This window comes from Streptomyces sp. NPDC001100, assembly GCF_053598575.1.
In genome coordinates, this window is sequence record NZ_JBSFKO010000033.1 from 97110 (window position 1) to 120654 (window position 23545).

General features: G+C 70.2%; 21 protein-coding genes. 5 read left to right on the forward strand and 16 right to left on the reverse strand.

The features are described from left to right. Nucleotides 1–65 precede the first annotated feature (65 nt). The 5 genes from ACWDEW_RS36275 to ACWDEW_RS36295 form a co-directional block, all read right to left on the reverse strand. A complete protein-coding gene (locus tag ACWDEW_RS36275; protein ID WP_450518681.1) occupies nucleotides 66–686 on the reverse strand; it encodes a GTP-binding protein in 621 nt (206 codons plus the stop codon). Continuing rightward, entirely contained in the window at nucleotides 667–1068 is a 402-nt protein-coding gene (locus ACWDEW_RS36280; RefSeq protein WP_450518682.1) for a DUF742 domain-containing protein, read from the reverse strand. The genes ACWDEW_RS36275 and ACWDEW_RS36280 overlap by 20 nt, the downstream gene beginning before the upstream one ends. Next, nucleotides 1065–1472, reverse strand: a complete 408-nt coding sequence (locus ACWDEW_RS36285; RefSeq protein ID WP_450518684.1) for a roadblock/LC7 domain-containing protein — start codon at nucleotides 1470–1472, stop codon at nucleotides 1065–1067. Before ACWDEW_RS36285 ends, ACWDEW_RS36280 begins: the two co-directional genes overlap by 4 nt. Continuing rightward, nucleotides 1469–3058, reverse strand: a complete 1590-nt coding sequence (locus tag ACWDEW_RS36290; protein ID WP_450518686.1) for a sensor histidine kinase — start codon at nucleotides 3056–3058, stop codon at nucleotides 1469–1471. Before ACWDEW_RS36290 ends, ACWDEW_RS36285 begins: the two co-directional genes overlap by 4 nt. Nucleotides 3059–3389: 331 nt before the next feature. Next, nucleotides 3390–4025 (reverse strand): TetR/AcrR family transcriptional regulator, encoded by a 636-nt coding sequence (locus tag ACWDEW_RS36295; RefSeq protein WP_450518687.1) that lies wholly within the window; start codon nucleotides 4023–4025, stop codon nucleotides 3390–3392. Nucleotides 4026–4199: 174 nt separating this feature from the next. Here ACWDEW_RS36295 and ACWDEW_RS36300 point away from each other — a divergent pair, with 174 nt between their 5' ends. From ACWDEW_RS36300 to atzF, 4 genes are read left to right on the forward strand one after another with little or no spacing between them, the layout of a single operon-like run. Beyond that, the gene (locus ACWDEW_RS36300; RefSeq protein ID WP_450518689.1) at nucleotides 4200–5024 is read left to right on the forward strand and encodes an urea amidolyase associated protein UAAP1; all 825 of its coding nucleotides are present in this window, start codon (nucleotides 4200–4202) and stop codon (nucleotides 5022–5024) included. After that, nucleotides 5021–5638 (forward strand): urea amidolyase associated protein UAAP2, encoded by a 618-nt coding sequence (locus ACWDEW_RS36305; protein ID WP_450518691.1) that lies wholly within the window; start codon nucleotides 5021–5023, stop codon nucleotides 5636–5638. Before ACWDEW_RS36300 ends, ACWDEW_RS36305 begins: the two co-directional genes overlap by 4 nt. Beyond that, nucleotides 5635–9144 carry a 5-oxoprolinase/urea amidolyase family protein gene (locus ACWDEW_RS36310; RefSeq protein ID WP_450518693.1) on the forward strand — a complete coding sequence of 1170 codons (3510 nt, stop codon included), beginning with the start codon at nucleotides 5635–5637 and terminating at the stop codon, nucleotides 9142–9144. The genes ACWDEW_RS36305 and ACWDEW_RS36310 overlap by 4 nt, the downstream gene beginning before the upstream one ends. Before the next feature lie 20 nt (nucleotides 9145–9164). Beyond that, nucleotides 9165–10826 carry an allophanate hydrolase gene (gene atzF, locus ACWDEW_RS36315; RefSeq protein WP_450518695.1) on the forward strand — a complete coding sequence of 554 codons (1662 nt, stop codon included), beginning with the start codon at nucleotides 9165–9167 and terminating at the stop codon, nucleotides 10824–10826. 105 nt (nucleotides 10827–10931) lie between these two features. Here atzF and ACWDEW_RS36320 read toward each other — a convergent pair whose 3' ends face one another. The 11 genes from ACWDEW_RS36320 to ACWDEW_RS36370 form a co-directional block, all read right to left on the reverse strand. Next, nucleotides 10932–13796: a DEAD/DEAH box helicase gene (locus ACWDEW_RS36320; RefSeq protein ID WP_019066127.1), complete on the reverse strand. Its 2865-nt coding sequence runs from the start codon at nucleotides 13794–13796 to the stop codon at nucleotides 10932–10934. 97 nt (nucleotides 13797–13893) lie between these two features. Further along, on the reverse strand, nucleotides 13894–14856 hold the full coding sequence (gene tatC, locus ACWDEW_RS36325; protein WP_450518697.1) for a twin-arginine translocase subunit TatC: 963 nt from the start codon (nucleotides 14854–14856) through the stop codon (nucleotides 13894–13896). Between the two features lie 48 nt (nucleotides 14857–14904). Then, the gene (gene tatA, locus ACWDEW_RS36330; protein WP_450518699.1) at nucleotides 14905–15186 is read right to left on the reverse strand and encodes a Sec-independent protein translocase subunit TatA; all 282 of its coding nucleotides are present in this window, start codon (nucleotides 15184–15186) and stop codon (nucleotides 14905–14907) included. A 260-nt stretch (nucleotides 15187–15446) separates the two neighbouring features. Then, nucleotides 15447–15641 carry a hypothetical protein gene (locus tag ACWDEW_RS36335; RefSeq protein ID WP_359608362.1) on the reverse strand — a complete coding sequence of 65 codons (195 nt, stop codon included), beginning with the start codon at nucleotides 15639–15641 and terminating at the stop codon, nucleotides 15447–15449. A 19-nt stretch (nucleotides 15642–15660) separates the two neighbouring features. Beyond that, nucleotides 15661–15963 carry a hypothetical protein gene (locus ACWDEW_RS36340; RefSeq protein ID WP_431249522.1) on the reverse strand — a complete coding sequence of 101 codons (303 nt, stop codon included), beginning with the start codon at nucleotides 15961–15963 and terminating at the stop codon, nucleotides 15661–15663. Further along, nucleotides 15960–16985 carry a helix-turn-helix transcriptional regulator gene (locus ACWDEW_RS36345; RefSeq protein WP_431249523.1) on the reverse strand — a complete coding sequence of 342 codons (1026 nt, stop codon included), beginning with the start codon at nucleotides 16983–16985 and terminating at the stop codon, nucleotides 15960–15962. The genes ACWDEW_RS36340 and ACWDEW_RS36345 overlap by 4 nt, the downstream gene beginning before the upstream one ends. 19 nt (nucleotides 16986–17004) lie before the next feature. Beyond that, nucleotides 17005–17958 carry a helix-turn-helix transcriptional regulator gene (locus tag ACWDEW_RS36350; protein ID WP_450518702.1) on the reverse strand — a complete coding sequence of 318 codons (954 nt, stop codon included), beginning with the start codon at nucleotides 17956–17958 and terminating at the stop codon, nucleotides 17005–17007. A gap of 130 nt (nucleotides 17959–18088) precedes the next feature. After that, nucleotides 18089–18460 carry an FKBP-type peptidyl-prolyl cis-trans isomerase gene (locus tag ACWDEW_RS36355; protein WP_019066120.1) on the reverse strand — a complete coding sequence of 124 codons (372 nt, stop codon included), beginning with the start codon at nucleotides 18458–18460 and terminating at the stop codon, nucleotides 18089–18091. 93 nt (nucleotides 18461–18553) lie between these two features. Continuing rightward, nucleotides 18554–19561: an FKBP-type peptidyl-prolyl cis-trans isomerase gene (locus ACWDEW_RS36360; RefSeq protein ID WP_450518704.1), complete on the reverse strand. Its 1008-nt coding sequence runs from the start codon at nucleotides 19559–19561 to the stop codon at nucleotides 18554–18556. A gap of 142 nt (nucleotides 19562–19703) precedes the next feature. Further along, the gene (gene pafA / locus ACWDEW_RS36365; RefSeq protein ID WP_019066118.1) at nucleotides 19704–21065 is read right to left on the reverse strand and encodes a Pup--protein ligase; all 1362 of its coding nucleotides are present in this window, start codon (nucleotides 21063–21065) and stop codon (nucleotides 19704–19706) included. 9 nt (nucleotides 21066–21074) lie between these two features. Continuing rightward, on the reverse strand, nucleotides 21075–22328 hold the full coding sequence (locus tag ACWDEW_RS36370; protein ID WP_450518706.1) for an MFS transporter: 1254 nt from the start codon (nucleotides 22326–22328) through the stop codon (nucleotides 21075–21077). A gap of 104 nt (nucleotides 22329–22432) precedes the next feature. Here ACWDEW_RS36370 and ACWDEW_RS36375 point away from each other — a divergent pair, with 104 nt between their 5' ends. Further along, complete coding sequence (locus tag ACWDEW_RS36375; protein WP_450518708.1) at nucleotides 22433–23449, forward strand: LacI family DNA-binding transcriptional regulator; 1017 nt, start codon at nucleotides 22433–22435, stop codon at nucleotides 23447–23449. Nucleotides 23450–23545 lie beyond the last annotated feature (96 nt).

A 23545-nucleotide genomic window follows, 5' to 3' on the forward strand; every position in this document is an offset into this window, starting at 1 on the left:
CGAAAACTGAAGTGGATCCGATGTCTGGGGAGTTCGGGACAGGGGGCAGGACTGCGGCCTCGGGGTCAGGTGAGCGAGCCCGTCATGGCGAGCGAGTGCAGGAAGGTCATGAGGGTCATCAGGACGTCCCGGCTGGAGGCCCGGCGACGTGCGTCGCACTCCACGATGGGGATCTCCGGCGCCAGGTCGAGCGCCTCGCGCAAGTCCTCGACGGGGTAACGGGGGCCGTCCGGGAAGGAGTTGACCGCGATCACGAACGGGACGCCGCTCTCCTCCAGCCGTCCTATGACATCAAAACTGACCTCAAGCCGCCGCGTGTCGATCAGCACCACCGCCCCGAGCGCCCCCTCGAACAGCCCGTTCCACAGGAACCAGAAGCGTTCCTGGCCTGGGGTGCCGAAGAGGTACAGCACCAGTTGCTCGGTGATGCTGATGCGACCGAAGTCCATCGCCACGGTGGTCGCGGTCTTGGTGTCGGAGCCGTAGTTGTCGTCGACCCCGACGCCGGCCTGCGTCATGGTCTCCTCCGTGGTCAGCGGCCTGATCTCGCTGACCGAACCGACCATGGTCGTCTTGCCGACCCCGAAACCGCCCACGATGACGATCTTCACCGCGGCCTGTGCCGTCTGCGGCAGATGGTCCTCGGTCCGTGGGCCGGGGAGGGTGTCAGAGCTTTTGAAGTCCATGCATCACCGCTTCGAGGAGGGAACGGTCGGCGATCGCCTGCCGCACGATCGGGGCGCGCGCCTGGACCAGTTCGGCCGTCAGCAGCTCGGTGAGCAGGACGGTCACCACGCTGAACGGCAGATTCAGATAGGCCGACAGCTCGGCCACGGACAGGGGGGCGGCGCAGAGCCGGATCAGCGCCGCGCGCTCCGGCGTGGAGGAGGGCGGCGGATCGGCGCGCGCCACGATTAACGTGACGAGGTCGAGGGCGGCGCGCTCGCGCCCCTCTGCCGATCCGGTGAGCACGTACAGCCGCTCGGGCTCCTTGCGTGGGCCCTGTTTGGGGGGCTCGGGCGGGGCCTGCTCCTTGGGGTGGCGCCGCCGGCGTTGCGGAGGAGTCATACGGTCTGCCCGTTGCGCCGGGGCGGGCTGGTGAGATGGGCGCCGATCCGGACGACCAGGTCACGCATCCGGTTGCTCATCAGGCCGGGTTCGGCGACCACGTCCGAGAGCACCGCGAGATAGGCGTTGGAGCCCGCCGCCATCAGATAGAAGTAGCCGCCGTTGATCTCGATGATGACCATGCGCATCGTGCCGTCGCTGTCCGGGATCTCGTGGGCGACGGCGCCCGCGAGGCTCTGCAGCCCCGCACAGGCCGCGGCGACCCGGTCGGCGGCGTCGGGTTCGCCGCCGTAGCGGGCGATCCGCAGTCCGTCGGCGGAGAGCACCACGATCATCTCGATGCCCGGTACGCCGTCGGCGAGCTCCTTGAGCATCCAGTCGAAGTTGGCTCGCTGCTGGATCACTTGAGGTCCCCCTCGTCGTCGGCCTCGACACGGGCCGGCTCGGTCGTCTGGGTGAATGCGGTGGGGTCGGGGTCGCCCTTGAGTCCGTTCATGAACGCCTCGACCCACAGCCCCGGTTCGGGCTCTTTCTTCTCGGGCCCGGGCTCGGGCGCCGGCTGGGCCCAGGCGGACCTGGCCTCCCGCTCGGTCTGTTCGGCCCGTTCGGCCGCCGCCTGCTCGGCGAGCCGCTGGCTGAGCGGCATCTTGACCCGGCTGCGGCGCTGCGGCAGGCCGCCCACCGTCCACTCGGTGACCTCGGGGACCTCGTCCACCATGGAGACCGTTGCGGGGATGCGGGGGCTGGTCGGCCGGCGCTTCTTGGGCGTGCGCTTGGGGCCTTCGAGCGCGCCGAGCTCGATCTTGGGCGCGGCGGTGGCGCCGATGCCGTGGGCGAGACCGGGTGCGGGATCGCTGGTGAGCATGTCCCGCGGTACGACCAGGACGGCGCGGACGCCACCGTACGCGGAGGCCCTGAGCGAGACCTGCATGTTGTACGTCTGGCAGAGCCGGCCGACGACGGTCAGGCCCAGGCGCGGGCTCTCACCGAGGTCCTGGAGGTCGATGCCGGCCTTGGCCTGCTCCAGCATGTTCTCGACCCGGGCGCGGGCCTCCTCGCTGAGGCTGACGCCGGCGTCCTCGATCTCGATGGCGACCCCGGTCTGCACCTCGACGGCGGTGACGTGCACCTTGGTCTGCGGCGGGGAGTAGCGGGTGGCGTTGTCGAGGAGTTCGGCGGCGGCGTGGATCAGCGGTTCGACGGAGGTGCCGTTGACGTTCACCTTGGCGATGGAGTCCAGCGAGATGCGCCGGTACTCCAGGATCCGGGACATGGCGCCGCGCAACGTGCTGTAGAGCGTGACGGGTTGGGGCCACTGACGGCCGGGCCGGCCGCCGCCCAGCACCGAGATGGAGTCGGCGAGGCGGCCGATCAGCGCGGTGCCGTGGTCGATGCGCAGGAGGTCGTCGAAGACCTCGGGGTTGCGGCCGTGGTCCTCCTCCATCTCGCGGAGTTCGTTGGCCTGTTGGTGGACGATCGCCTGGACGCGCCGGGCGATGCTGACGAAGTTGCGCTGCGCGGAGTCGCGCATGGCCGCCTCGCGGTCCACGATGTCGAGCACCGTGTACAGCAATCCGCGCTGCGGTTCGGGGAGTTCGCGCCACTGGGGGTGGGCGTCGACGACTTGGCGAATCACCTCTCCGGGGGATTCTCCGGAACGCATTCCGTCCAGCGCGGCGGGCATGATCTCCGTCGCGAGCCGCTTGATGTCCTGGTCGTGGCCGGCGATGCGCCGTTCCATGTACGCACGGTCACGAGCGTGATCCGCGCGCAGGTCGCGCACGGTCCGGCCGCGGCGGACCGCTTCGGCCGCCGTCGCGATCACCAGGAGCGTGGCGATGCCACCGCACAAGCCGACAGCGGCCCGGGCCTGTTCCGCCACCACGGCGACGGCGGCCCCGGTCGCCGCGGCCATCACTATGGCGGGCAGCAACAGCACACGGGCGTACGGAAGTTCACGGCGGCCGGGGGGCGTTTGAACACTCACCATGTATGCCCTCTAGAAGAAGTCGGCTGGGTAGGGGGAGAGACCCGGGGGATCTTCGTTATGTTTAGGAACAAACGCACGAATACAGCCCAACTCGGTGCGCTGCGGGCGAGCTTAGTCCGACCGGATCATCGCTGTGTCATATTCAGCAAGCCCCTGAAAAGGGACACGAGAGAGGAGTACGCTCAGCCCATTTACACGCAGCGCCACTTTCCGAACACGAAAAGTGACGACGAACGGGCGTACGGAAATCACTCACCGTAAGGAGTGAAGATCCGATTCCGGCCCCGATTCCGACCGGGTTTCCGGCCAGGCCCCCCGCCAGGCCTCCGGCTCAGATCCCCGCGATGCGCAGCGCCGCGTCGGCCGTAGCCTCCGCGAAGGCGGACACCGGCCGCTCGGGGTCGGAGCGGTGTACGAGGATGACGCCCTCGATGAGCCCGAACAGCAGATCCGTGCGGAGTTCCAGCTCGCTCTTGGCGAGCGCCCCGCCCGCGGCGGTCGCGGCGAGCAACTGCCGGTAGGCGTCCTTGAGTTCGGCGCGTACGGCGTGGAAGCCGGCGAAGCGTTCGGCGCGCACCTCGGGCAGCAGATAGAGCCCGCCGAGGTTGTGCGAACCGCCGCACAGCAGCTCGACGTCGGTGCGGCACAGCTCCCACAGTCGGCCCTCGGCCGGGGTGGTGTCGTCCGCGAGGAGTTCCCGGGCGCAGGTCAGCGAGGGGGTGACCGTGGACTCCAGGAGGTCCGCGAGGAGTTCCTCCTTGCCGGAGACGTAGTGGTACATGGACGCCTGCCGCATGCCCGCGAGTTCGGCGACGGCCCGGGTGGTGGTGGCCGCGTAGCCACGGGTGGTGAACAACTCGGCCGCGGCGGCGAGCAGTTCGGCGCGCGGGGACAGTCCGCTGTCCGGCCGCTGATCGGCCCGCGGCCTGCCGACCCGGCGGCCGCCCTGTGCACCCGTTGTCCCCATGCGTTCGATCCTCGCACACGGCACCGCGCCGCAAACGCCCGGTGATCTTGGTGAGGGCTCGGTAACCGACCGGCAACACCCGGGCAACCCCGGCGACCCGGCCGCCTCCTAATTTCTGTCGAGCGACAGAAATGTCGTACGACCGAGACGTCCCCGCAGCCGGAGGTCCCCGCGATGGCGACAGCGACCACTTACGGAGCCCGCGCCCACGCCCGCGCCCAGGAGGGCAAACGCGCCGAGGCCATGCCCGTCGTCCCCGCCGCCGACTGGCCGGCCCCGCCGTGCGAGGCGGGCCACCTGGTCTGGGCCGAGACCGTCGGGGGCGGCAACTACACGCACCGCGTCCTGGCCCGCGGCACCGAGCTCCGCCTGACCGACCTGCGCGGCGACGCCTGCGCCCACCTGCTGCTCCACGCGGCCGACCGCCCCTGGGAGCGCCTGAACGTCGCCGACACGGTCAAGGTCCAGTGGAACGCCTACCTGGGCGAGGGCCAGCTCCTCCTCTCCGACCAGGGCCGTGTCCTCGCCTCCCTCGTCGCCGACACCTCCGGCCGCCACGACGCGCTCTGCGGCACCTCCACACTCGTCCGCAACACCGAGCGCTACGGCGACGGCACCCCGCAGTCCGACTCCCCCGCCGGCCGCGAACTGTTCAAGCTGGCCGCGGCCAAGAACGGCCTCGAACCCCGCGACCTGCCACCGTCCCTCTCCTTCTTCCAGGGCGTCGAGGTCGGCGACGACGGCTCCCTCGACTTCACCGGTTCGGCCGGCCCGGGCGGCAGCGTGACCCTGCGCGCCGAGCAGGATGTGACCGTACTGATCGCGAACGTGCCCCACCCGGCCGACCCGCGCGACGACTACGTCAGCACCCCGCTGGAGGTGCTGGCCTGGCGCGCCGAGGCGACCGCGCCGGGCGACCCGCTGTGGGAGGCCACGCCCGAGGGCCGCCGCGCCTTCCTCAACACCGTCGAATTCCTCGCCGCGAGGGGGCTCGCATGAGCACGACCGTCGTTCCCGCACGCGCCGCCTGGTCCGCCGTCCTCCGCACCGGCGAGACCCTCACCATCACGGACCTGCACGGCAACCAGGCCGTCGACTTCCTCGTCTACGACGCCCACGACACGTCGGTCCGCTACAGCGCCCCCGACACCATCCACGCCCAGGGCGGCATCTTCCTGACCACCGGCAGCGTGCTGATGTCCAACGAGCACACCCCGCTGATGACCGTCACCGAGGACGAGGTCGGCCGCCACGACACGGTCGGCGGCGCCTGCTCCAAGGAGTCCAACACCCTCCGCTACGGCCACCACACCTGGTCGCAGCACGCGTGCGTGGACAACTTCCTCGCCGAGGGCGCCAAGTACGGCCTGGGCAAAAGGGACTTGGTGTCCAACATCAACTGGTACATGAACGTGCCGGTGGAGAAGGACGGCACCCTCGGCATCGTCGACGGCCTCTCCGCCCCGGGCCTGAAACTGACCCTGCGCGCCGAACGCGACGTCCTCGTCCTGGTCTCCAACTGCCCCCAGATCAACAACCCCTGCAACGGCTTCGAGCCGACAGCCGTGCAGATGACGATCGTCGGGGCCGCCTCCCAAGGGGACCCCGCATGAGCTTCGACACGCTGCTGATCGCCAACCGGGGCGAGATAGCCGTCCGCATCATCCGCACCGCCCGCGAACTCGGCCTGCGCACGGTCGCCGTGTACTCCGACGCCGACCGCTCCGCACCGCACGTACGGCTCGCCGACGAGGCGGTACGGCTCGGCCCGGCGCCCGCGAAGGAGTCGTACCTCGACGCCGACCTGGTCCTGAAGGCCGCCAAGGACACCGGCGCGGGCGCGATCCACCCCGGTTACGGCTTCCTCTCCGAGGACGCGGCCTTCGCCCGGCGCTGCGAGGACGCCGGAATCGTGTTCGTGGGCCCGACGCCGGGACAACTGGAACTGTTCGGAGCGAAGCACACCGCACGCGCGGCGGCCGAGGCCGCGGGGGTTCAACTGGCCCCGGGGACAGGGCTCCTGGACTCCGTCACAGAGGCTCTCGCCGAAGCGGCCGTCATCGGCTACCCCGTCATGCTCAAGGCGACCGGCGGAGGCGGCGGCATCGGCATGTCGGCCTGCCACTCCGCCGAGGAGCTCACCGAGGCCTGGGACCGCGTGCAGCGCGTCGCCGCCGCCTCCTTCTCCTCCGCCGGCGTCTTCCTGGAACGCCTCGTCGAACACGCCCGCCATGTCGAGGTACAGGTCTTCGGCGACGGCGAGGGCGAGGTCGTCACCTTCGGCGACCGCGACTGCTCCCTCCAGCGCCGCAACCAGAAGGTGGTCGAGGAGGCCCCGGCTCCAGGACTCCCCCCGCACATACGTCAGCAACTCGCCTCCTCCGCCCGCGACTTGTGCGCCTCGGTCGGCTACCGCTCCGCCGGCACCGTCGAGTTCGTCTACGACGCCCGACGCGAGGAGGCCTACTTCCTTGAGGTCAACACCCGCCTCCAGGTGGAACATCCGGTCACCGAGGAGATCTACGGCGTCGACCTGGTCGCCTGGATGCTGCGCCTGGCGCGCGGCGAGCGGAACGTCGTGCGCGACCCGGGCGGCCCGCGCGGCCACGCCGTGGAGGCCCGCGTCTACGCCGAGGACCCGTCCCGCGAACACCGGCCCAGCGCCGGCCTGTTGACCCGCGTCGAGTTTCCGTCCGGGGTCCGCGTCGACGGCTGGGTGGAGACCGGCACCGAGGTGACGACGTCGTACGACCCGATGCTCGCGAAGGTCATCGCCTACGGCTCCGACCGCGCCCACGCGCTGCGGCGGCTCGACGAGGCGCTGGCCCGCACCCGAGTGGACGGCATCGAGACGAACCTGGGCCTGGTCCGGGCGGCCCTCGCCGAACCGGACTTCCGTACGGCCGCCCACTCCACGGCGACCCTCGCCGGCGTCACCGACCCCACGCCCCGCATCGAGATCGTCGCCGGCGGCACCCTCACCACGGTCCAGGACTGGCCAGGCCGCACCGGCTACTGGCAGGTCGGCGTCCCGCCGTGCGGCCCGATGGACGACCTCTCCTTCCGCCTCGGGAACCGCGCGCTCGGCAACGACGAAGGCACCCCCGGCCTCGAATGCACGCTCCAGGGACCGACGTTGAGGTTCACGCACGCCACCACGGTGTGCGTGACGGGCGCCCCGGCACCGGTGACGGTCGACGGCGTTCCGGTCCCGCAGTGGGAGCCGGTGACGGTCCCGGCCGGCGCGGTCCTGGAGATCGGCGCGCCGGCCGAACACGGCCTGCGGACCTACGTGTTGTTCGCGGGCGGCCTGGACGTGCCCGCCTTCCTCGGCAGCGCGAGCACCTTCACCCTGGGCCGCTTCGGCGGTCACGGCGGCCGGGCGCTGCGCACCGGTGACGTCCTGCACGGCGGCGCGGTCACCGGGGGCGCACCGGTACCGCCCGCCGACCGCCCGGTCTTCGGCACCGTATGGGACGTGGCAGCGGTCGAAGGCCCGCACGCGGCACCGGAGTTCTTCACCGAGGACGACATCCACGACTTCTACGCGGCCGACTGGAAGGTCCACTTCAACTCGGCCCGCACGGGCGTCCGCCTGGTCGGCCCGAAGCCGCGCTGGGCCCGCACCGACGGCGGCGAGGCGGGCCTGCACCCGTCCAACATCCACGACACCCCGTACTCGGTCGGCGCGGTCGACTACACGGGCGACATGCCGGTCCTGCTGGGCCCCGACGGCCCCTCCCTCGGCGGCTTCGTCTGCCCGGCGACGGTCATCAGCCAAGAGCGCTGGAAACTGGGCCAGTTCAGGCCCGGCGACACGGTCCGCTTCCTCCCGGTGAACGTCGACGGCTCGCCCCGCGCGTCCATCGTGGACGGCGGAATCCTCGCCCGGGACTCAGACGTCACCTTCCGCCGCAGCGGCGACGACAACCTCCTGGTCGAATTCGGCCCCATGCAGCTGGACCTGGCGCAGCGCATGCGCGTCCACGCCCTGATGGAGGCGGTGTCGGAGGCGGCCTTCGACGGAGTCACCGATCTCACCCCCGGCATCCGCTCCCTCCAGATCCAGACGGACCCGAGCCGCTTGCCACAGTCCGAACTCCTCACCGCCGTAAGGGAGACAGCGGCCTCCCTCCCACCTACCGACCAGTTGATCGTCCCCTCCCGCACGGTCCATCTCCCCCTCTCCTGGGACGACCCGGCGACCCGCGAGGCCATCGCCCGCTACATGGCGGGCGTCCGTGACGACGCCCCCTGGTGCCCCTGGAACATCGAGTTCATCCGCCGCGTCAACGGCCTGGACTCGGTCGAGGACGTCTACGGCACGGTCTTCGACGCCGAATACCTCGTACTGGGCCTGGGAGACGTCTACTTGGGCGCCCCGGTGGCAACGCCCCTGGACCCGCGCCACCGCCTGGTGACCACCAAGTACAACCCGGCCCGCACCTGGACGGCGGAGAACTCGGTCGGCATCGGCGGCGCCTATCTCTGCATCTACGGCATGGAGGGCCCCGGCGGCTACCAGTTCGTGGGCCGTACGACCCAGGTGTGGTCGGGCTGGCAGCAGCGCGGCGCGTTCGAACCGGGCTCGCCCTGGCTGCTGCGCTTCTTCGACCGCATCAAGTGGTACCCGGTGGAGGCGGACGAACTCCTCGAACTCCGGGCCGACATCGTCTCCGGCCGTTTCGTCCCGCGCATCGAGGAGGGCACGTTCTCGCTGGCCGAGTACGAGGCGTTCCTGACCGAACACTCCGAGTCCATCGCGGAGTTCAGGTTCCGGCAGCAGACCGCTTTCGGCGCAGAACGCGATGCCTGGGAGGCGGCGGGCGAGTTCACCCGGGCCGAGGCGGCAGCCGCCCCGGCACCACCGCAGGCCGAGGTGACGGTCCCGGTCGGCGGACGTCTGGTCGAGGCCGAATTCGCCGCGTCCGTCTGGCAGTTGAACGTCGAACCCGGCGACGAGGTGACCGTGGGCCAACCCCTCCTGGCTCTGGAGGCGATGAAGATGGAATCCAGGGTCCACGCCCCGATGGCCGGTGTCGTGGCCGAGATCCTGGCCAGGCCCGGCGACCAGGTCGAGGCGGGCACGGCGCTCCTCGTCCTCGCCCCCGCAAGCTGAACAGCAAGGAGCACCCAGAGATGTCGACCACCTCGACCACCGTGTCCCGAGTCCGCGCCGCCTACGCCCGCATCGAGGCCGTTGACCGCCCCGAGATCTGGATCGACCTGCGCCCACAGGCGGAGGTCGAGCACGAGGCACGGGTGCTGGACGGGAGACTGGCAGCGGGCGAGCAACTCCCGCTCGCGGGCCGCCTGTTCGCGGCCAAGGGCAACATCGACGTACAGGGCCTTCCGACGACGGCGGGCTGCCCGGCGTATGCCTACGACCCGGAGACGGACGCCCCGGTGGTGGCCCGCCTCCGCGCGGCCGGCGCGATCGTGCTCGGCACCACGAACCTCGACCAGTTCGCCACCGGCCTGGTGGGGACCCGCTCCCCGTATGGCGCGGTCCGCAACGCGCACGACCCGGCGCGGATCAGCGGCGGCTCCAGCGCCGGTTCGGCGGTCGCCGTGGCCCTGGGCCTCGTCGACTTCGCCCTCGGCACCGACACTGCGGGCTCGGGCCGGGTCCCCGCCGCCTTCAACGGCATCGTCGGCCTCAAGCCCACCCGGGGCCTGGTCCCGACGACGGGGGTCGTCCCGGCCTGCGCCTCGATCGACTGCGTGACCGTCTTCGCCCGCACCCTCCCCGAGGCCGAACAGGCCCTGTCCTTCATGTCCTCCCCACCGGACCGCGATCTCCCGCCCCTCCCCCAGCGCGCACCGGGCCCGTGGCGTATCGCCGTAGCGGCACGCGAACAGCTCGGCGAACTGGACGAGGGCTGGGCGGAGGCCTACGAGGCGGCGGTGGAGCAGCTCAGGGGCGCGGGCGCCGAGATCCGCACCCTCGACCTCACCCCCTTCACGGAGGCGGCGGCGATGCTCTACCAGGGCGCGTTCGTCGCCGAGCGCTACACAGCGGTGGGGGGTTTTATCGACAAAGCAATAGCTGACGGCATCGAGGGCCTGGACCCCACCGTCACCGGCATCATCACCCGTGCCCGGGACATCCCGGCCCACCAGCTGTACGCGGACGAGGAACGTCTGGCGATCCTCCGCACCCGAGCCCTGTCCGAACTGGCCGACGCGGACGCCCTGTTGCTCCCGACCACACCGGGCCACCCCACCCTGACCGAGGTCGCGGCCGACCCCCTGGGCGCCAACGCCCGCCTGGGCCGCTTCACCAACTCCACGAACCTCTTCGACCTGGCGGCGGTGGCAGTCCCTTCGGGCAAGGTGAACGAACTGCCCTTCGGCGTCATGCTGATCGGCCCGGCATTCACGGACGACCGCCTGGCACAGATCGCCCGCGCCCTGGAACCGACGGTCCAACTGGCCGTCGTAGGAGCCCACTTGACGGGCCAGCCCCTGAACCCCCAACTCCTGTCCCTGGGCGCCCGTTTGGACCGCACGACGACAACGGCCCCGGTGTACCGCCTGCACGCCCTAGCCACCACTCCGCCCAAGCCGGGCCTGGTGCACGTGGGCGAGGGCGGCGCGGAGATAGAGACGGAGGTGTGGCGGCTGCCGACGGAGGGCTTGGGCAAGCTGTTGGCGACCCTCCCCCGCCCGATGACGCTGGGAAGCGTGGAGTTGGCGGACGGCACAAGAGTGCCGGGCTTCCTGTGCGAGCCGACCGCGCTGGAAGACGCCGAGGACATCACAGCCCACGGCGGCTGGCGCACGTACCTGGGCTTTTAGAGGGACGCGAGGCCAACTCCCCAGGGGCACGGGGCTGTATCGACTTGCGGCTCCGCCGCGTGGGCACGACCAGCCACAGCGAACCCGCACCCGCCAACAAACCCGTCACCCCACAGACGAGTAGGCCACCACTCCCCGCAGCAACAGATCAACAGCCTTACGCGCGTTCTTCGCCACAGTGGAAGACGCCTCCCCACCGGAAACCGGCGCCGCAGCCGAAATCTGCCCGAGCACATCGATCACCTGCTTGCACCACCGAACAAAGTCCCCGGCCGGCATCTCCACCTCCCGAAGCACCTCGTCCAGCCCCTTCCCACTGGCCCACATGAACGCGGCCCAGGCGAAGCCGAGATCGGGCTCGCGCTGCCCGACCCCCTCGGTCTGAGTGATCCGGAAATCCTCCTCAAGGGCGTCGAGACGCCCCCAGATCCGCACCATCTCCCCCAGCGCGGCCTTGGCCGCCCCGGACGGCACCTTCGGCGTCGTGGCGTCGTCGCTGACCCGTGCCTCGAACACCAACGCCGAGACGCACGCGGCGAGTTCGGCAGGGGCGAGCCCCTCCCACACCCCCTCGCGCAGACACTCACTGGCGAGCAGGTCGAGCTCGCCGTAGAGCCGTGCCAGCCGCTTGCCGTGCTCGGTGACCTCGTCGCCGCGCAGATAGTCCAGCTCGGTGAGGAGCGCGACGATCCGGTCGAAGGTGCGGGCGATGGTGTTGGTCCGCCCCTCGATGCGCCGCTCCAGCTGTGTGGTGTCCCGCTGCAGCCGGTGGTACCGCTCGGCCCAACGGGCGTGGTCCTCACGGTCGGTGCAGCCGTGGCACGGATGCGCGCGGATCGCCGTACGCAACTGGGCGATCTCCCGGTCGTCCGCGGCCTGCGAGCGCTGCTTGCGGGCCCGCTCCGGCGGGATGTGCCCGGCCTTGGTGCGCAGCGCGGAGGCCAGGTCCCGACGGGACTGCGGGGAACGGGGGTTGAAGGACTTCGGGATCCGCATCCGGTCCAACGCCTCGACGGGCACCGGGAAGTCCATCGACGCGAGCCGCTTGACCTGCCGTTCGACCGTCAGGACGAGCGGACGCGGGCCGTCGTGCTGCTCGAAGCCGCGGTGACCGTTGGACCGTCCGGCGGGCAGGCCCGGGTCCAACACCAGCGCCAGGCCCGCGTACTTGCCGGTCGGGACGTGGATGACGTCTCCCGGCTTGAGCTTCTCCAGGGCCACCGCGGCCTCCGCGCGCCGCTGTGCCACGCCCTGCCGGGCGAGCTCGGTCTCGCGGTCCTTGAGCTCGCGACGCAGCCGCATGTAGTCGTCGAAGTCGCCCAAGTGGCAGGTCATGGAGTCCTTGTAGCCCTCCAGGCCCTCTTCGTTGCGCTGCACCTGCCGGGAGATCCCGACGACCGACTTGTCCGCCTGGAACTGCGCGAAGGAGGTCTCAAGGAGTTCACGCGAGCGGTGCCGCCCGAACTGCTCGACGAGGTTGACCGCCATGTTGTACGACGGCTTGAAGCTGGAGCGCAGCGGATACGTACGCGTACCGGCCAGTCCCGCGAGGTGCTCGGGGCTGATCCCGCGCTGCCACAGCACGACGGCGTGGCCCTCGACATCGATGCCGCGCCGGCCTGCACGACCGGTCAACTGCGTGTACTCGCCCGGGGTGATGTCGGCGTGCTGCTCGCCGTTCCACTTGACGAGCTTCTCCAACACCACCGAGCGTGCGGGCATGTTGATGCCGAGCGCCAGGGTCTCGGTGGCGAACACGGCCTTCACCAGACCGCGCAGGAACAGCTCCTCGACGACCTCCTTGAACGTCGGCAGCATGCCCGCGTGGTGGGCGGCGATGCCTCGCTCCAGGCCTTCCAACCACTCGTAGTACCCGAGGACATGCAGGTCCTCGGACGGGATGGACGCCGTGCGCTCCTCGACGAGGGCGCGCACCTTCTCCCGCGCCTCGTCGTCGTTGAGCCGCAGCCCGGCGTACAGACACTGCTGTACGGCTGCCTCGCAGGCGGCGCGGCTGAAGATGAACGTGATGGCGGGCAGCAGGTCTTCGCTGTCCAGCCGCTCGATGACCTCGGGACGGCCCGGTGTCCACACCCGAGAACGCGATCTGCGCTCCCGCTCGCGGTCGGCCTCGCGCATGGCCCGGCCGCGTCTGCGGTCCTGGTAGGAGGGGCGCTGCGCCTCCATGCGGGCCAGGCGGGTGAGGTCGGGGTTGACGGCCTTCTTGTGGCCCTCGCCCTCCTCGAAGAGGTCGTACATCCGCCGCCCGGCGAGCACGTGCTGGAACAGCGGCACCGGCCGGTGCTCGGAGACGATCACCTCGGTGTCGCCGCGGACCGTGTCGAGCCAGTCGCCGAACTCCTCCGCGTTCGACACGGTGGCCGAGAGCGAGACCAGGGTCACCGACTCGGGGAGGTGGATGATCACCTCTTCCCAGACGGCGCCGCGGAAGCGGTCGGAGAGGTAGTGCACCTCGTCCATGACCACATAGCCGAGGCCGAGGAGGGTCTGTGAACCGGCGTACAGCATGTTCCGCAGGACCTCGGTGGTCATGACGACCACCGGTGCCTCGGAGTTGACGCTGTTGTCGCCGGTGAGCAGGCCGACCTTGTCGGCGCCGTAACGGCGGCACAGGTCGGCGTACTTCTGGTTCGACAGTGCCTTGATCGGGGTCGTGTAGAAGCACTTCTTGCCCTGCTGGAGGGCGAGGTGGACGGCGAACTCGCCGACGATCGTCTTGCCGGAGCCGGTGGGCGCCGCGACCAGGACGCCCTTCCCCGCTTCGAGCGCCTTACAGGCCTCGATCTGGAAGGGGTCGAGACCGAAGTCGTACATCTCGCGGAAGTCCGCGAGCGCGGTGGCCTGCTCGGCTGCCCGCAGGCGGGCTGCCGCGTACCGCTCGGCCGGGGAGAGGTCCTCTGTCATCGTGCTTTCGAGCGTACCGGGCGCCACTGACAACAGGACGATCATTATCCGTTCCCATGGGTCTCCCATGGGTCCTCCACACACGGAGACCGGCCGCCCGCGCTGCGGGAACGGCCGGTCTCGGCGGAGGTCGGGAAGGTGATCAGGTCACGTCGTCATACCCGTTGACCCGGTCCGAACCGGTGCCGCTCGCCTGCTCGGGCAGGGCTGCCCGACCGGCCGAGACGGCTTCGACGTCGCCGATGTCCTCGGGGGTGAGGTCCAGGTCGGAGGCCTCGTCGTCGGCCGGTCCCGCCGCGTCCCGGCGGCGCTTGCGCTGGTCGTTGAGCAGCGAGAAGAGGACCGCGCCGAAGTACAGCACCCAGATCGGCCCGGCCAGCGCCAGCATGGTCAGCGGGTCGGTGCTGGGGGTGGCGACGGCCGCGAAGACCGTGATGCCGAGGATCATGGCGCGCCACCAGCCGAGCATCCGCTTGCCCGTCAGCGCACCGGTGAGGTTGAGCATGATCAGCAGCAGCGGCAGCTCGAAGGAGAGGCCGAAGACCAGCACCATGCGCGTGACCAGGTCGAGCAGGTCGTCGAGCGGCAGCAGGTTGTTGACATCCTTCGGCGTGAAGCCGAGCAGGACCTTCGCGGTGGTGGGCAGCACCCGGTAGGCGAAGTAGGCGCCCGCGAGGAAGAGCGGAACGCCGGTGCCGACGAAGCCGAGCGCGTACTTCTTCTCGTTCTTGTGCAGGCCCGGGGCGACGAAGCCCCAGAGCTGGTACAGCCAGACCGGGGACGCCAGGACGACGCCGGCCATCAGGGACACCTTCAACGCCAGTGTGAACGGCGTCAGCAGACCGTTGATGGTGATCTGCGCGCACTGGTGGGACTTGTCGCCGGCCTTCCGCAGTTCCTCGAAGGTCGAGGCGCAACCGACCGAGTCCAGCACCGGCTTGGTGATGATGTTGACGATGTCGTTGTAGAAGAAGGCGGCCACGCAGGTCACCACGATGATGGCGAGCATCGCCTTCGCGAGCCGGTTGCGCAGCTCACGCAGATGGTCCGCGAGGGGCATCCGCCCCTCGGGGTCCTTCTCCTTCTTGCGGGCAGACTTGGGCAACCCACGTCCTCATCTCGTGCGGCGGACCGGGGGCGTCCCGGCCCTGCGTCAGCGCTGGGTCGTGTCCGACGGCTCGGTGACGGGGCGCGAGCTGGTCACGTCGCCGGGGGCGGCCTGGATGGTGCGCTGCACGGGCTCGTCGGTGTTCGGCGGGCCGGCGGGGGCGGGGGTGCTGTTGCCCTCCTCCTTCATCGCCTTGGCCTCGCTCTTGAGGATGCGGGCGGACTTGCCGAGGGAGCGGGCCATGTCCGGAAGCTTCTTCGCGCCGAAGAGCAGCACGATGACGACGAGGATGAGAATGATCTCGGGAGCTCCGAGCCTTCCGAACATAAGTCTTTACCTTCTCACCGAGGCGGCTGGGGTGGGGGTGCTGTCCGATCGGTCGGACGCTTGTCCGACGTTCGTGCTGCCAGCGATCGTAACGCTCAGGGGTAAACGTCAGGCAATCCCCGTGCGTACTCCCGGTCCGCGCTCCGGGCCTCGTTATCCGGACCGCGATCAGCAGCGTACCCGCCTTGAGCGACAACGTGACAGGGCAAAGTGACGCGAAGCGCATCAGCCGCGCAACTCACACCCCACGCATACGTGACTCACAGTGCGTCGACGGAACGGGCCGTGGAGACGGCCGCTTTTTCCAGGTCCTCGGCCGCCCTGTTGATGCGCTGCGCGGCGTCCGTGACCTGCAGTCCGAGCCGCCGCGCCTCCAGAAAGACCCGGACGGCGAGCACGCCGAGCACGGCGAGACCCAGAAAACCCACAGCTACCGCGACCATCGCCCAGAACATGGGGCGAGCCTAGACCCTGCTATCCGACGGAGGTCAGGCGCAGGGTCCTGACCCCGCCGCCGGTGAGCAGTTCGACGATCCGCTCGCCCGCGGGCTTGCGGACCGCGGCACCGCAGTCGGGGCAGGTGAAGGAGTAGAACGTGGTGCGGCTGGTGGCGCCGATGGCGAGGCGCAGGGCGCTCGCCGCCAGTTCGAAGTTGCCCCGGCAGTCCGGGCAGCCCGCTCTGAACACGACCGGCATCACGTTCTTCATCCCGGCGAACGCGGCGGCCACCGTCATCTCCTGGACACCTGAGACACCCGACATCGTCGACTCGCTCACAGCTCCGGCTCCTGCCTCTCGTCAACACCGTGCACACCGTCAACCACGCTCTGCGGTCCGTCGTACGCCGCCAGTGCCTCGCGGGCCGCGCGGCGGGCGCTGTCGGCCAAGTCGCCCGGGGAGACGATCCGGCCGTCGCGCCCGAGCCGCAGGGCCAGACGTCGCAGGGACGTCGGGTCGGGGGTGCGCAGGGTAATACGCAGCCCGCCGTCGGGAAGCTCATCGGCACTGTCGTGCGGGTAGTACTCGGCGACCCAGCGTCCGCCCGGGCCGACCTCGACGACGACCTCCGGGTCCTCGGCGGCGGGCTGGACCAGCGCCTCCGACAGGTCCCGCAGTTCGATCTCGGGCGGCGCGGACGGCTCGTCGAGGATCTTGATCTCGGCGACCCGGTCGAGGCGGAAGGTGCGGCGCGCCTCGGAGCGCCGGCACCAGGCCTCGACGTAGGTGTGCCCGACGCTGACCAGCCGGATGGGGTCGATCTCGCGCTCGCTCAACTCGTCGCGGGCGGGCGAGTAGTAGCGGATCCACAGGCGGCGCCGCTCCGAGATCGCGCGGTCGACGTCCGCGAAGACACCGCCCTCGGACTCGAAGGTCACCGAGAGCCGCGCGCTGGCGCCGGCCGCCTCACCGGCCGCCGCCTCCAGCTTGGCGTTGGCCCGCAGCAGCGCCTGCCGGTCGCTCTCGCGCAGGCCGGGCAGAGTGGACACGGCCCGGGCGGCGACCAGGAGCGCGGTCGCCTCGTCGGCGGCGAGCCGGAGCGGTTCGGCGACGTCGTCCGGGTTGTGCCACCAGATGCGGTCGCCGTCGGTGTCGATGTCGAGCAGGTCGCCACCGCGGAAGCTGGTCCCGCACATGGGCAGGATGTCGAGGTCGGAGACCAGCTCGTCCTCGGTGATCCCGAAGGCACGCGCGACGTCCTCGACGCGTGCTCCGGGGCGCTCCTTGAGATAGGTCACCAGGGAGAGCATCCGCCGGGTCTGGTCGATGGCGTTGACGGGCCTGACCGGTTTGCCTGCCACAGTTCTCTTCCGCTCCCCCTCAGCCCTTGGCCACGGCACGCAGCCGGTCCACCACGTCGGCCCGCAGCTCGGCGGGCTCCAGGACGACCACGTCCGGCCCGAACTCGACCAGCCAGGCGTCCAGTCCGTGGCCGTACGGAATCTCCAACTCGTCCCAGCCGTCCCCGAGTTCCCGTACCTCGGTGGCTTTCGCCCGCAGGGGGTACCCGGAGCCGGTGCGCAGCCGGATCAGGGCGGAACGGTCGGCGGTCTCCCCCGCCCAGCTCGCTACGGTCTCGCGCACGGTGACGACATCGGGTACGTCCGCGGTGAACCGCCCGTTGCGGGAGCGCACCTTGCCGGTGATCCGGGAGAGGCGGAAGACGCGTTCGGCACCCCGGTCCCGGTCCCAGCCGGCGAGGTACCAGTGGCCGCGCCAGCACTCCAGGGCCCACGGCTCGACGCTGCGGGTCTCGGGGTGGGCGGCGGTGGCCTTGCGGTACTCGAACACCACGGGACGGCGGTCGCGGCAGGCCAGCATCAGCGGCTCGAACGACGCCTCGTGCACCGGAATACGAGGCTCCAGGGCGCCGTGCGGCTCGTACGGGTCGAGGTCCTCGGGCATACCGGCCGCGCGCAGTTTCTGCAGGGCGCCGCTGGCCGCGCCGGCGAGTCGGGCCTGCTGCCACACCTTGGCGGCGAGACCGAGGGCGGCGGCCTCCTCGGCGTCGAGCGTGATGGGCGGGAGGCGGTTGCTGTCGCGGCGCGCGAGATAGCCGACCTCGCCGTCGAGGTTCTCCACCGTCTCGATGACCAGCCCGAGTTCGCGCAGATCGTCCTTGTCGCGCTCGAACATCCGGTTGAAGGAGTCGTCCGATCCAGCTTCGAGGTAGGCCTCGATGGATTCCCGCAGCTCACGCTTGCTGAGCGGCCGCCGCGTCCCGAGCAGACACAGCGCGAGGTTCATCAGCCGCTCGGCCTTGGCAATGGCCATCGACGCCCTTCGCCTTCCTCTGTACTAACGAACAATGACCGTACCGCCCCGGGATGGCCTGACAAAAGCCGAGGGCCCATGCCCGAGCAGGCATGGGCCCCAGGTGATCGGGTCCGGTCGGATCCGGTGATCAGACGGCGACGAGGTCGACCACGAAAATCAGGGTCTCGCCCGGCTTGATCGCCGGGGTCGGGCTCTGGTTGCCGTAGGCGAGGTGCGCCGGGATGGTCAGCTGGCGGCGGCCGCCGACCTTCATGCCCTGCACGCCCTGGTCCCAGCCCTTGATGACACGGCCGCCACCGAGCGGGAACTTGAACGGGGTGCCGCGGTTCCAGCTGGCGTCGAACTCCTCGCCGGTGCTGAAGGCCACGCCCACGTAGTGGACGGTGACGTTCTGGCCCGCCTTGGCGACCTCGCCCTCACCCTCCCACAGGTCCTTGATCTCCAGGTCGGCCGGGGGTGCGCCCTCAGGGAAGTCGATCTCGGGCTTCTCGATGCTCACGTCTCTAGCTCCTGCTTGTGTACGACAAGACAACTCGGACAGTCTCGCATCCCGGCCGCGCTCGTGCGTCGGCCAGGCACTTCACCCGCGGGACTACATCGCCGCCAGGATGTCGACCGCGAACACCAGGGTCTCGCCCTTCTTGATGGTGCCGCCGGTAGGCGGGGTGTCGCCGTAGGCCAGGTCCGGGGGCGCGACGATCAGGACGCGGCTGCCGACCTTCTTGCCGGTGACGCCCTGGGCCAGGCCCTTGACGACCGACTCCATCTGCGAGATCGCGAACTGGCTCAACCGGCCCTGGGAGTACGTCGATTCGAACTGCTTGCCGGTGCTCCAGACCACGCCCTCGAACTGGCACAGGATCGTCTGGGACGCCTTGACGACGGCTCCGTCGCCCTCCAGGACGTAGTTCGACACCAGCTTCTTCGGCGGGTCCACCTTCGGGACGGTGACCGAGGGCGCCTTGCCGTCGGTGTTCGTACCGACCTTGGGCAGGGCGGAGTCGGACTGGGCGACGGCCTTGCCCTTGGCGGAGCTCTTGATGTTGAAGGCGTCCTGCACGTCGATCACGAAGACGAGTGTGTCGGTGCCCTTGATGCCCGCCTGGCTGTTGCCCGCCGTGCCGTATCCCCAGGTCGGCGGGATGGCCATCTCGACGCGGCTGCCGACCTTGCGGCCCGCGAGGCCGTAGCGCCAGCCGTCGATGATGCTGCCCTGGGCGAGCTGGATGACCAACGGGGTCTTGCGGTCGTAGGAGTTGTCGAACACCTTGGCCGTCGACCAGATCTGGCCCAGGTAGTTGACCTGGACGAAGTCGCCCTCCGCGACGGCCTTTCCGCTGCCCGCGATGACCGTCTTGACCGCGAGGTTCTTCGACGGTTCGCCGGTGCCCTTGGCGACGGTCGGCTTCTCGTCGAACTTCGTGCCCGCGGTGATCGCCGGCACCGGACCGTCGACGACCTTCGGCGGCGGAACGGTCGAGGCCGAGGCGGACGGCGACGGCGACGCGCTGGCCTTGCTTGAGGAGGAATCGCTGTCACCGCACCCCGCGAGCGTCACAAGTCCTGCGGGAACAGCGATGAGAAGGGAGCGTCGGCGCACGGTGAAGGCCTCGTATCGGTCGATCTTGTTGATGGCGTGCGCGCAACTCTACGGCGTGGCACGGGCCCCGTACGTGAAACGTACGGGGCCCGTGTGGCGTACCGAATATGTATCCGGACATCGGCATCCGGACGCTTTTGCCCTACATTCCGGCGATCAGTTTCTCCACCCGGTCGTCCACGGAACGGAACGGGTCCTTGCACAACACGGTGCGCTGCGCCTGGTCGTTGAGCTTGAGATGGACCCAGTCGACGGTGAAGTCCCGCCGCTGTTCCTGGGCCCTGCGGATGAAGTCGCCGCGGAGCCGTGCCCGAGTGGTCTGCGGCGGAACCGACTTGCCCTCGAAGATCTTCAAGTCGTTGCAGATCCGGGCGGCTTGGCCCTTCCTCTCCAGGAGGTAGTAGAGCCCTCGACGACGGTGGATGTCGTGGTACGCGAGGTCGATCTGCGCGACCCGCGGGTGGGACATGGTCATGTTGTGCTTGGCCCGGTACCGCTCGATCAGCTGGTACTTCATGACCCAGTCGATCTCGGTGCCGATCCGGTCGAGGTCCTCGGCCTCGATCGAGTCCAGCACCCGGCCCCAGAGTTCGAGGACCTGCTCGACGGTGCCGGTGCGGATGCCGCGGCGCTCGCAGAAGTCCACGGCCTTCTCGTAGTACTCGCGCTGTACCTCCAGCGCGGAGGCCTCCCGGCCGCTGGCCAGACGCACCTTGCGCCGGCCCGTGATGTCGTGGCTCACCTCGCGGATCGCCCGGATCGGGTTCTCCAGGGTCAGGTCACGCATCACCGTGCCCGCCTCGATCATGCGCAGCACCAGGTCGGTGGCGCCGACCTTGAGCAGCATGGTCGTCTCGGACATGTTCGAGTCGCCCACGATGACGTGGAGACGGCGGTAGCGCTCGGCGTCCGCGTGCGGTTCGTCGCGGGTGTTGATGATGGGCCGGGAACGCGTCGTGGCCGAGGAGACGCCCTCCCAGATGTGTTCGGCGCGCTGGCTGACGCAGTACACGGCGCCGCGCGGGGTCTGCAGTACCTTGCCCGCGCCGCACAGCAGCTGACGCGTGACCAGGAACGGGATGAGGATGTCCGCGAGCCGGGAGAACTCGCCGTGCCGTGCCACCAGATAGTTCTCGTGGCAGCCGTACGAGTTGCCCGCCGAGTCGGTGTTGTTCTTGAAGAGGTAGACGTCGCCCGCGATTCCTTCCTCGTGCAGGCGTCGTTCGGCGTCCACCAGGAGTCCTTCGAGAATGCGCTCGCCGGCTTTGTCGTGGGTGACCAGTTCGGTCACGTTGTCACATTCGGGGGTCGCGTATTCCGGATGTGAGCCCACGTCGAGATAGAGCCGGGCGCCGTTTCGCAGAAAGACATTGCTGCTGCGGCCCCATGACACGACACGGCGGAAGAGGTACCGAGCCACCTCGTCGGGGGACAGACGCCGCTGTCCCCTGAACGTACACGTGACGCCGTACTCGTTCTCCAGCCCGAAAATGCGGCGGTCCATGAGTGAACATTACGCCCGATCCCCTGTGCTGAAACGGGGTTCGACCGCACGGTTTGGATCATTTTCCGATGAAGCCGCAACGACCGCTCCCCCTGCGGGAGCTGCGAGGACCCGGCCGGTGGCCAGCAGGACCAGCAACGACACCGCCCCGGCGGCCCCCGGCACGGCGAACCCCCACAGGGCCCCACCGGCCTCTACGACGGGTCCCGCGACGCCCGTTCCGACCGAGGCGCCCACGGTGAACGTCGTCACAAGCCAGGAGAAAGCCTCGGTGACCGTCCCTCTAGGGGCATGCCGGTCCACGATGATGAACGCACAGGCGAGGGCGGGGGCGAGAAACACCCCGGCGAGCACGGTCAGCAACACCATGGCGACCGCGCCCGGCATGAGCATCAGCGGCAGGTAACACACCGCCAGGAGCCCCACCAGGACCCGCAGTCGGCGCTCGGGCACCCCGGTCCACTTGCGCGCCCCGTAGACCGTGCCGCCCAGCAGCGCGCCCAGACCGATCGCCGCCATCAGCCACCCGTACACCACGTCACCGCCGTGCCCGTCGGCGTACGGCACGGACGCGACCGTGATGGACCCGAGCGCCATCCCGACGAACAGGAAGGCGCCGAGCAGCGCCAGCAGTCCCGGCGAGCGCAGGGCACCCAGCCAGTGCGCCGCGCGCGGAGCCGACCGCCACGCGCGCGAGGGGGGCGACACGACCACGGAGAGGGCGCCCAGCACCCCGATGACGTTCAGCACGACGAGCGCCACCGGGGCGGACCACAGCGACACGAACACCGTCACGAGCAACGGGCCCACGGTGAACATGACTTCCTGCGCCACGGCGTCCATGGCGTACGCCGTGTGCACCTGCTCCTCCCGGCGCAGCACGTTCGGCCACAGGGCGCGCAGACCGCCCTCCAGGGGCGGCGCGAAGAGGCCGGCGGCGGCCACGGCGACGTAGGCGAGCGGGAGCGGGTCGGTGCCCCAGCAGGCGAAGACGGTCATCGCGAGGGCGGAAAGGATCGCGGCGGGCAACTGCACCCGCGGCTGTCCGTGGACGTCCACCAGCCGGCCGAGGAGGGGCTGTCCGACCGCGTTGGCGATGCCGTAGACGGCCGCCAGTGCCCCGGCGAGGCTGTAGGTGCCGCCCTCGGCCCGGATGAAGAGCACGATCGCGATCGCGGCGGTGGCGTTCGGCAGCCGGCCGACCAGCGTGCCTATGAGCAGGCGAGTGGCGTGTCTCGCCCGGAGGATCTCCAGATATCCCACGGCTCTGCCCCACCCTCACGTTTTACGTATAACTTCCACCGTCATACGTACCATGAGCCCTGTCACGAGTCCAGACGAAGCCCGGCCGAAGGAGCAGCCCCACGGTGGCACGAGGCAGCACCCGCCCCACGAGCCGCGACGTAGCCCAGGCCGCGGGGGTGTCACAGGCCGCCGTCTCCCTGGTGCTCGGCGACAAATGGCGGGGCCGCGTCTCGGAGACCACCGCCGAACGCGTCCGGGAGGCCGCACGCGACCTGGGCTACCGCCCCAACCTCGCCGCCCGCAACCTCCGCCTGGGCCGCACCCGGACCGTCCTCCTGGTCGTCCCCGCGCTGACCACGGAGTTCTTCGCCGGCGTCTACACCGGGGCCGCCCGGGTCGCCGCCGAACACGGCTTCGGCGTGGTCCTCTACCCCTCCCCCGAGGGCATCGGCCCCGCCCGCGACCCCTTCGCCTCCGCGCAGGCCGCCCTGGACGGCGTCATCGCCTCCTCCATGGCCGCCGACGCCCTCACCGCGATCCGCGGCGACCAACTGCCCCTGGTGATGCTCGACAGCGACCCGGAGGGCAGCCTCGGCGCCGCGACCGTCAACCTGGACATCGCCGACGGCGTGCGCCAGGTCGCCGAGCACCTGCTGGCGCTGGGCCACCGCCGCTTCCTGCACCTCGCGGCGGACATCCCGTCCTGGACCTTCGAGGTACGCGAGCGTGAACTGGCCGCGCGGGTGGGCTCCGTGGCGGGCACCTCGGTACGGACGGCCCGCGCCCCCATCTCGATCGAGGGCGCCCTGACCGCCGCCGGGGCCGCCCTCTCGGCACCGGGTCCCCGGCCCACCGCCCTGGTCTGCGACGACGACAAACTCGCCGCCGGCGCCTACAAGGCCGCCCGCCGCCTCGGCCTGCGCATCCCGGAGGACGTGTCGATCACCGGCCTGGACGACCTCGCCCTGGCCACCGCCCTCGACCCGGAGCTGACCACGGTCCGCCTCGACTCCGAACTCTTCGGGGAACACGGCATGCGCGCCCTCCTGGCGGTCCTGGACGGCCGCGTACCGGAGGCGGGGGACATCCCGGTGGAGTTGGTCGTACGAGGCTCCACGGCGCCGCCAAGCGGTCCCTGAGGCCCCTCGCAACGCCGTGCGCCCCGGCCGATGACCGGCCGGCCCGACCAGCACCTCCTCCTCGGCGGTCGCCTCCAGGTGGACGTAGGCGAGGTC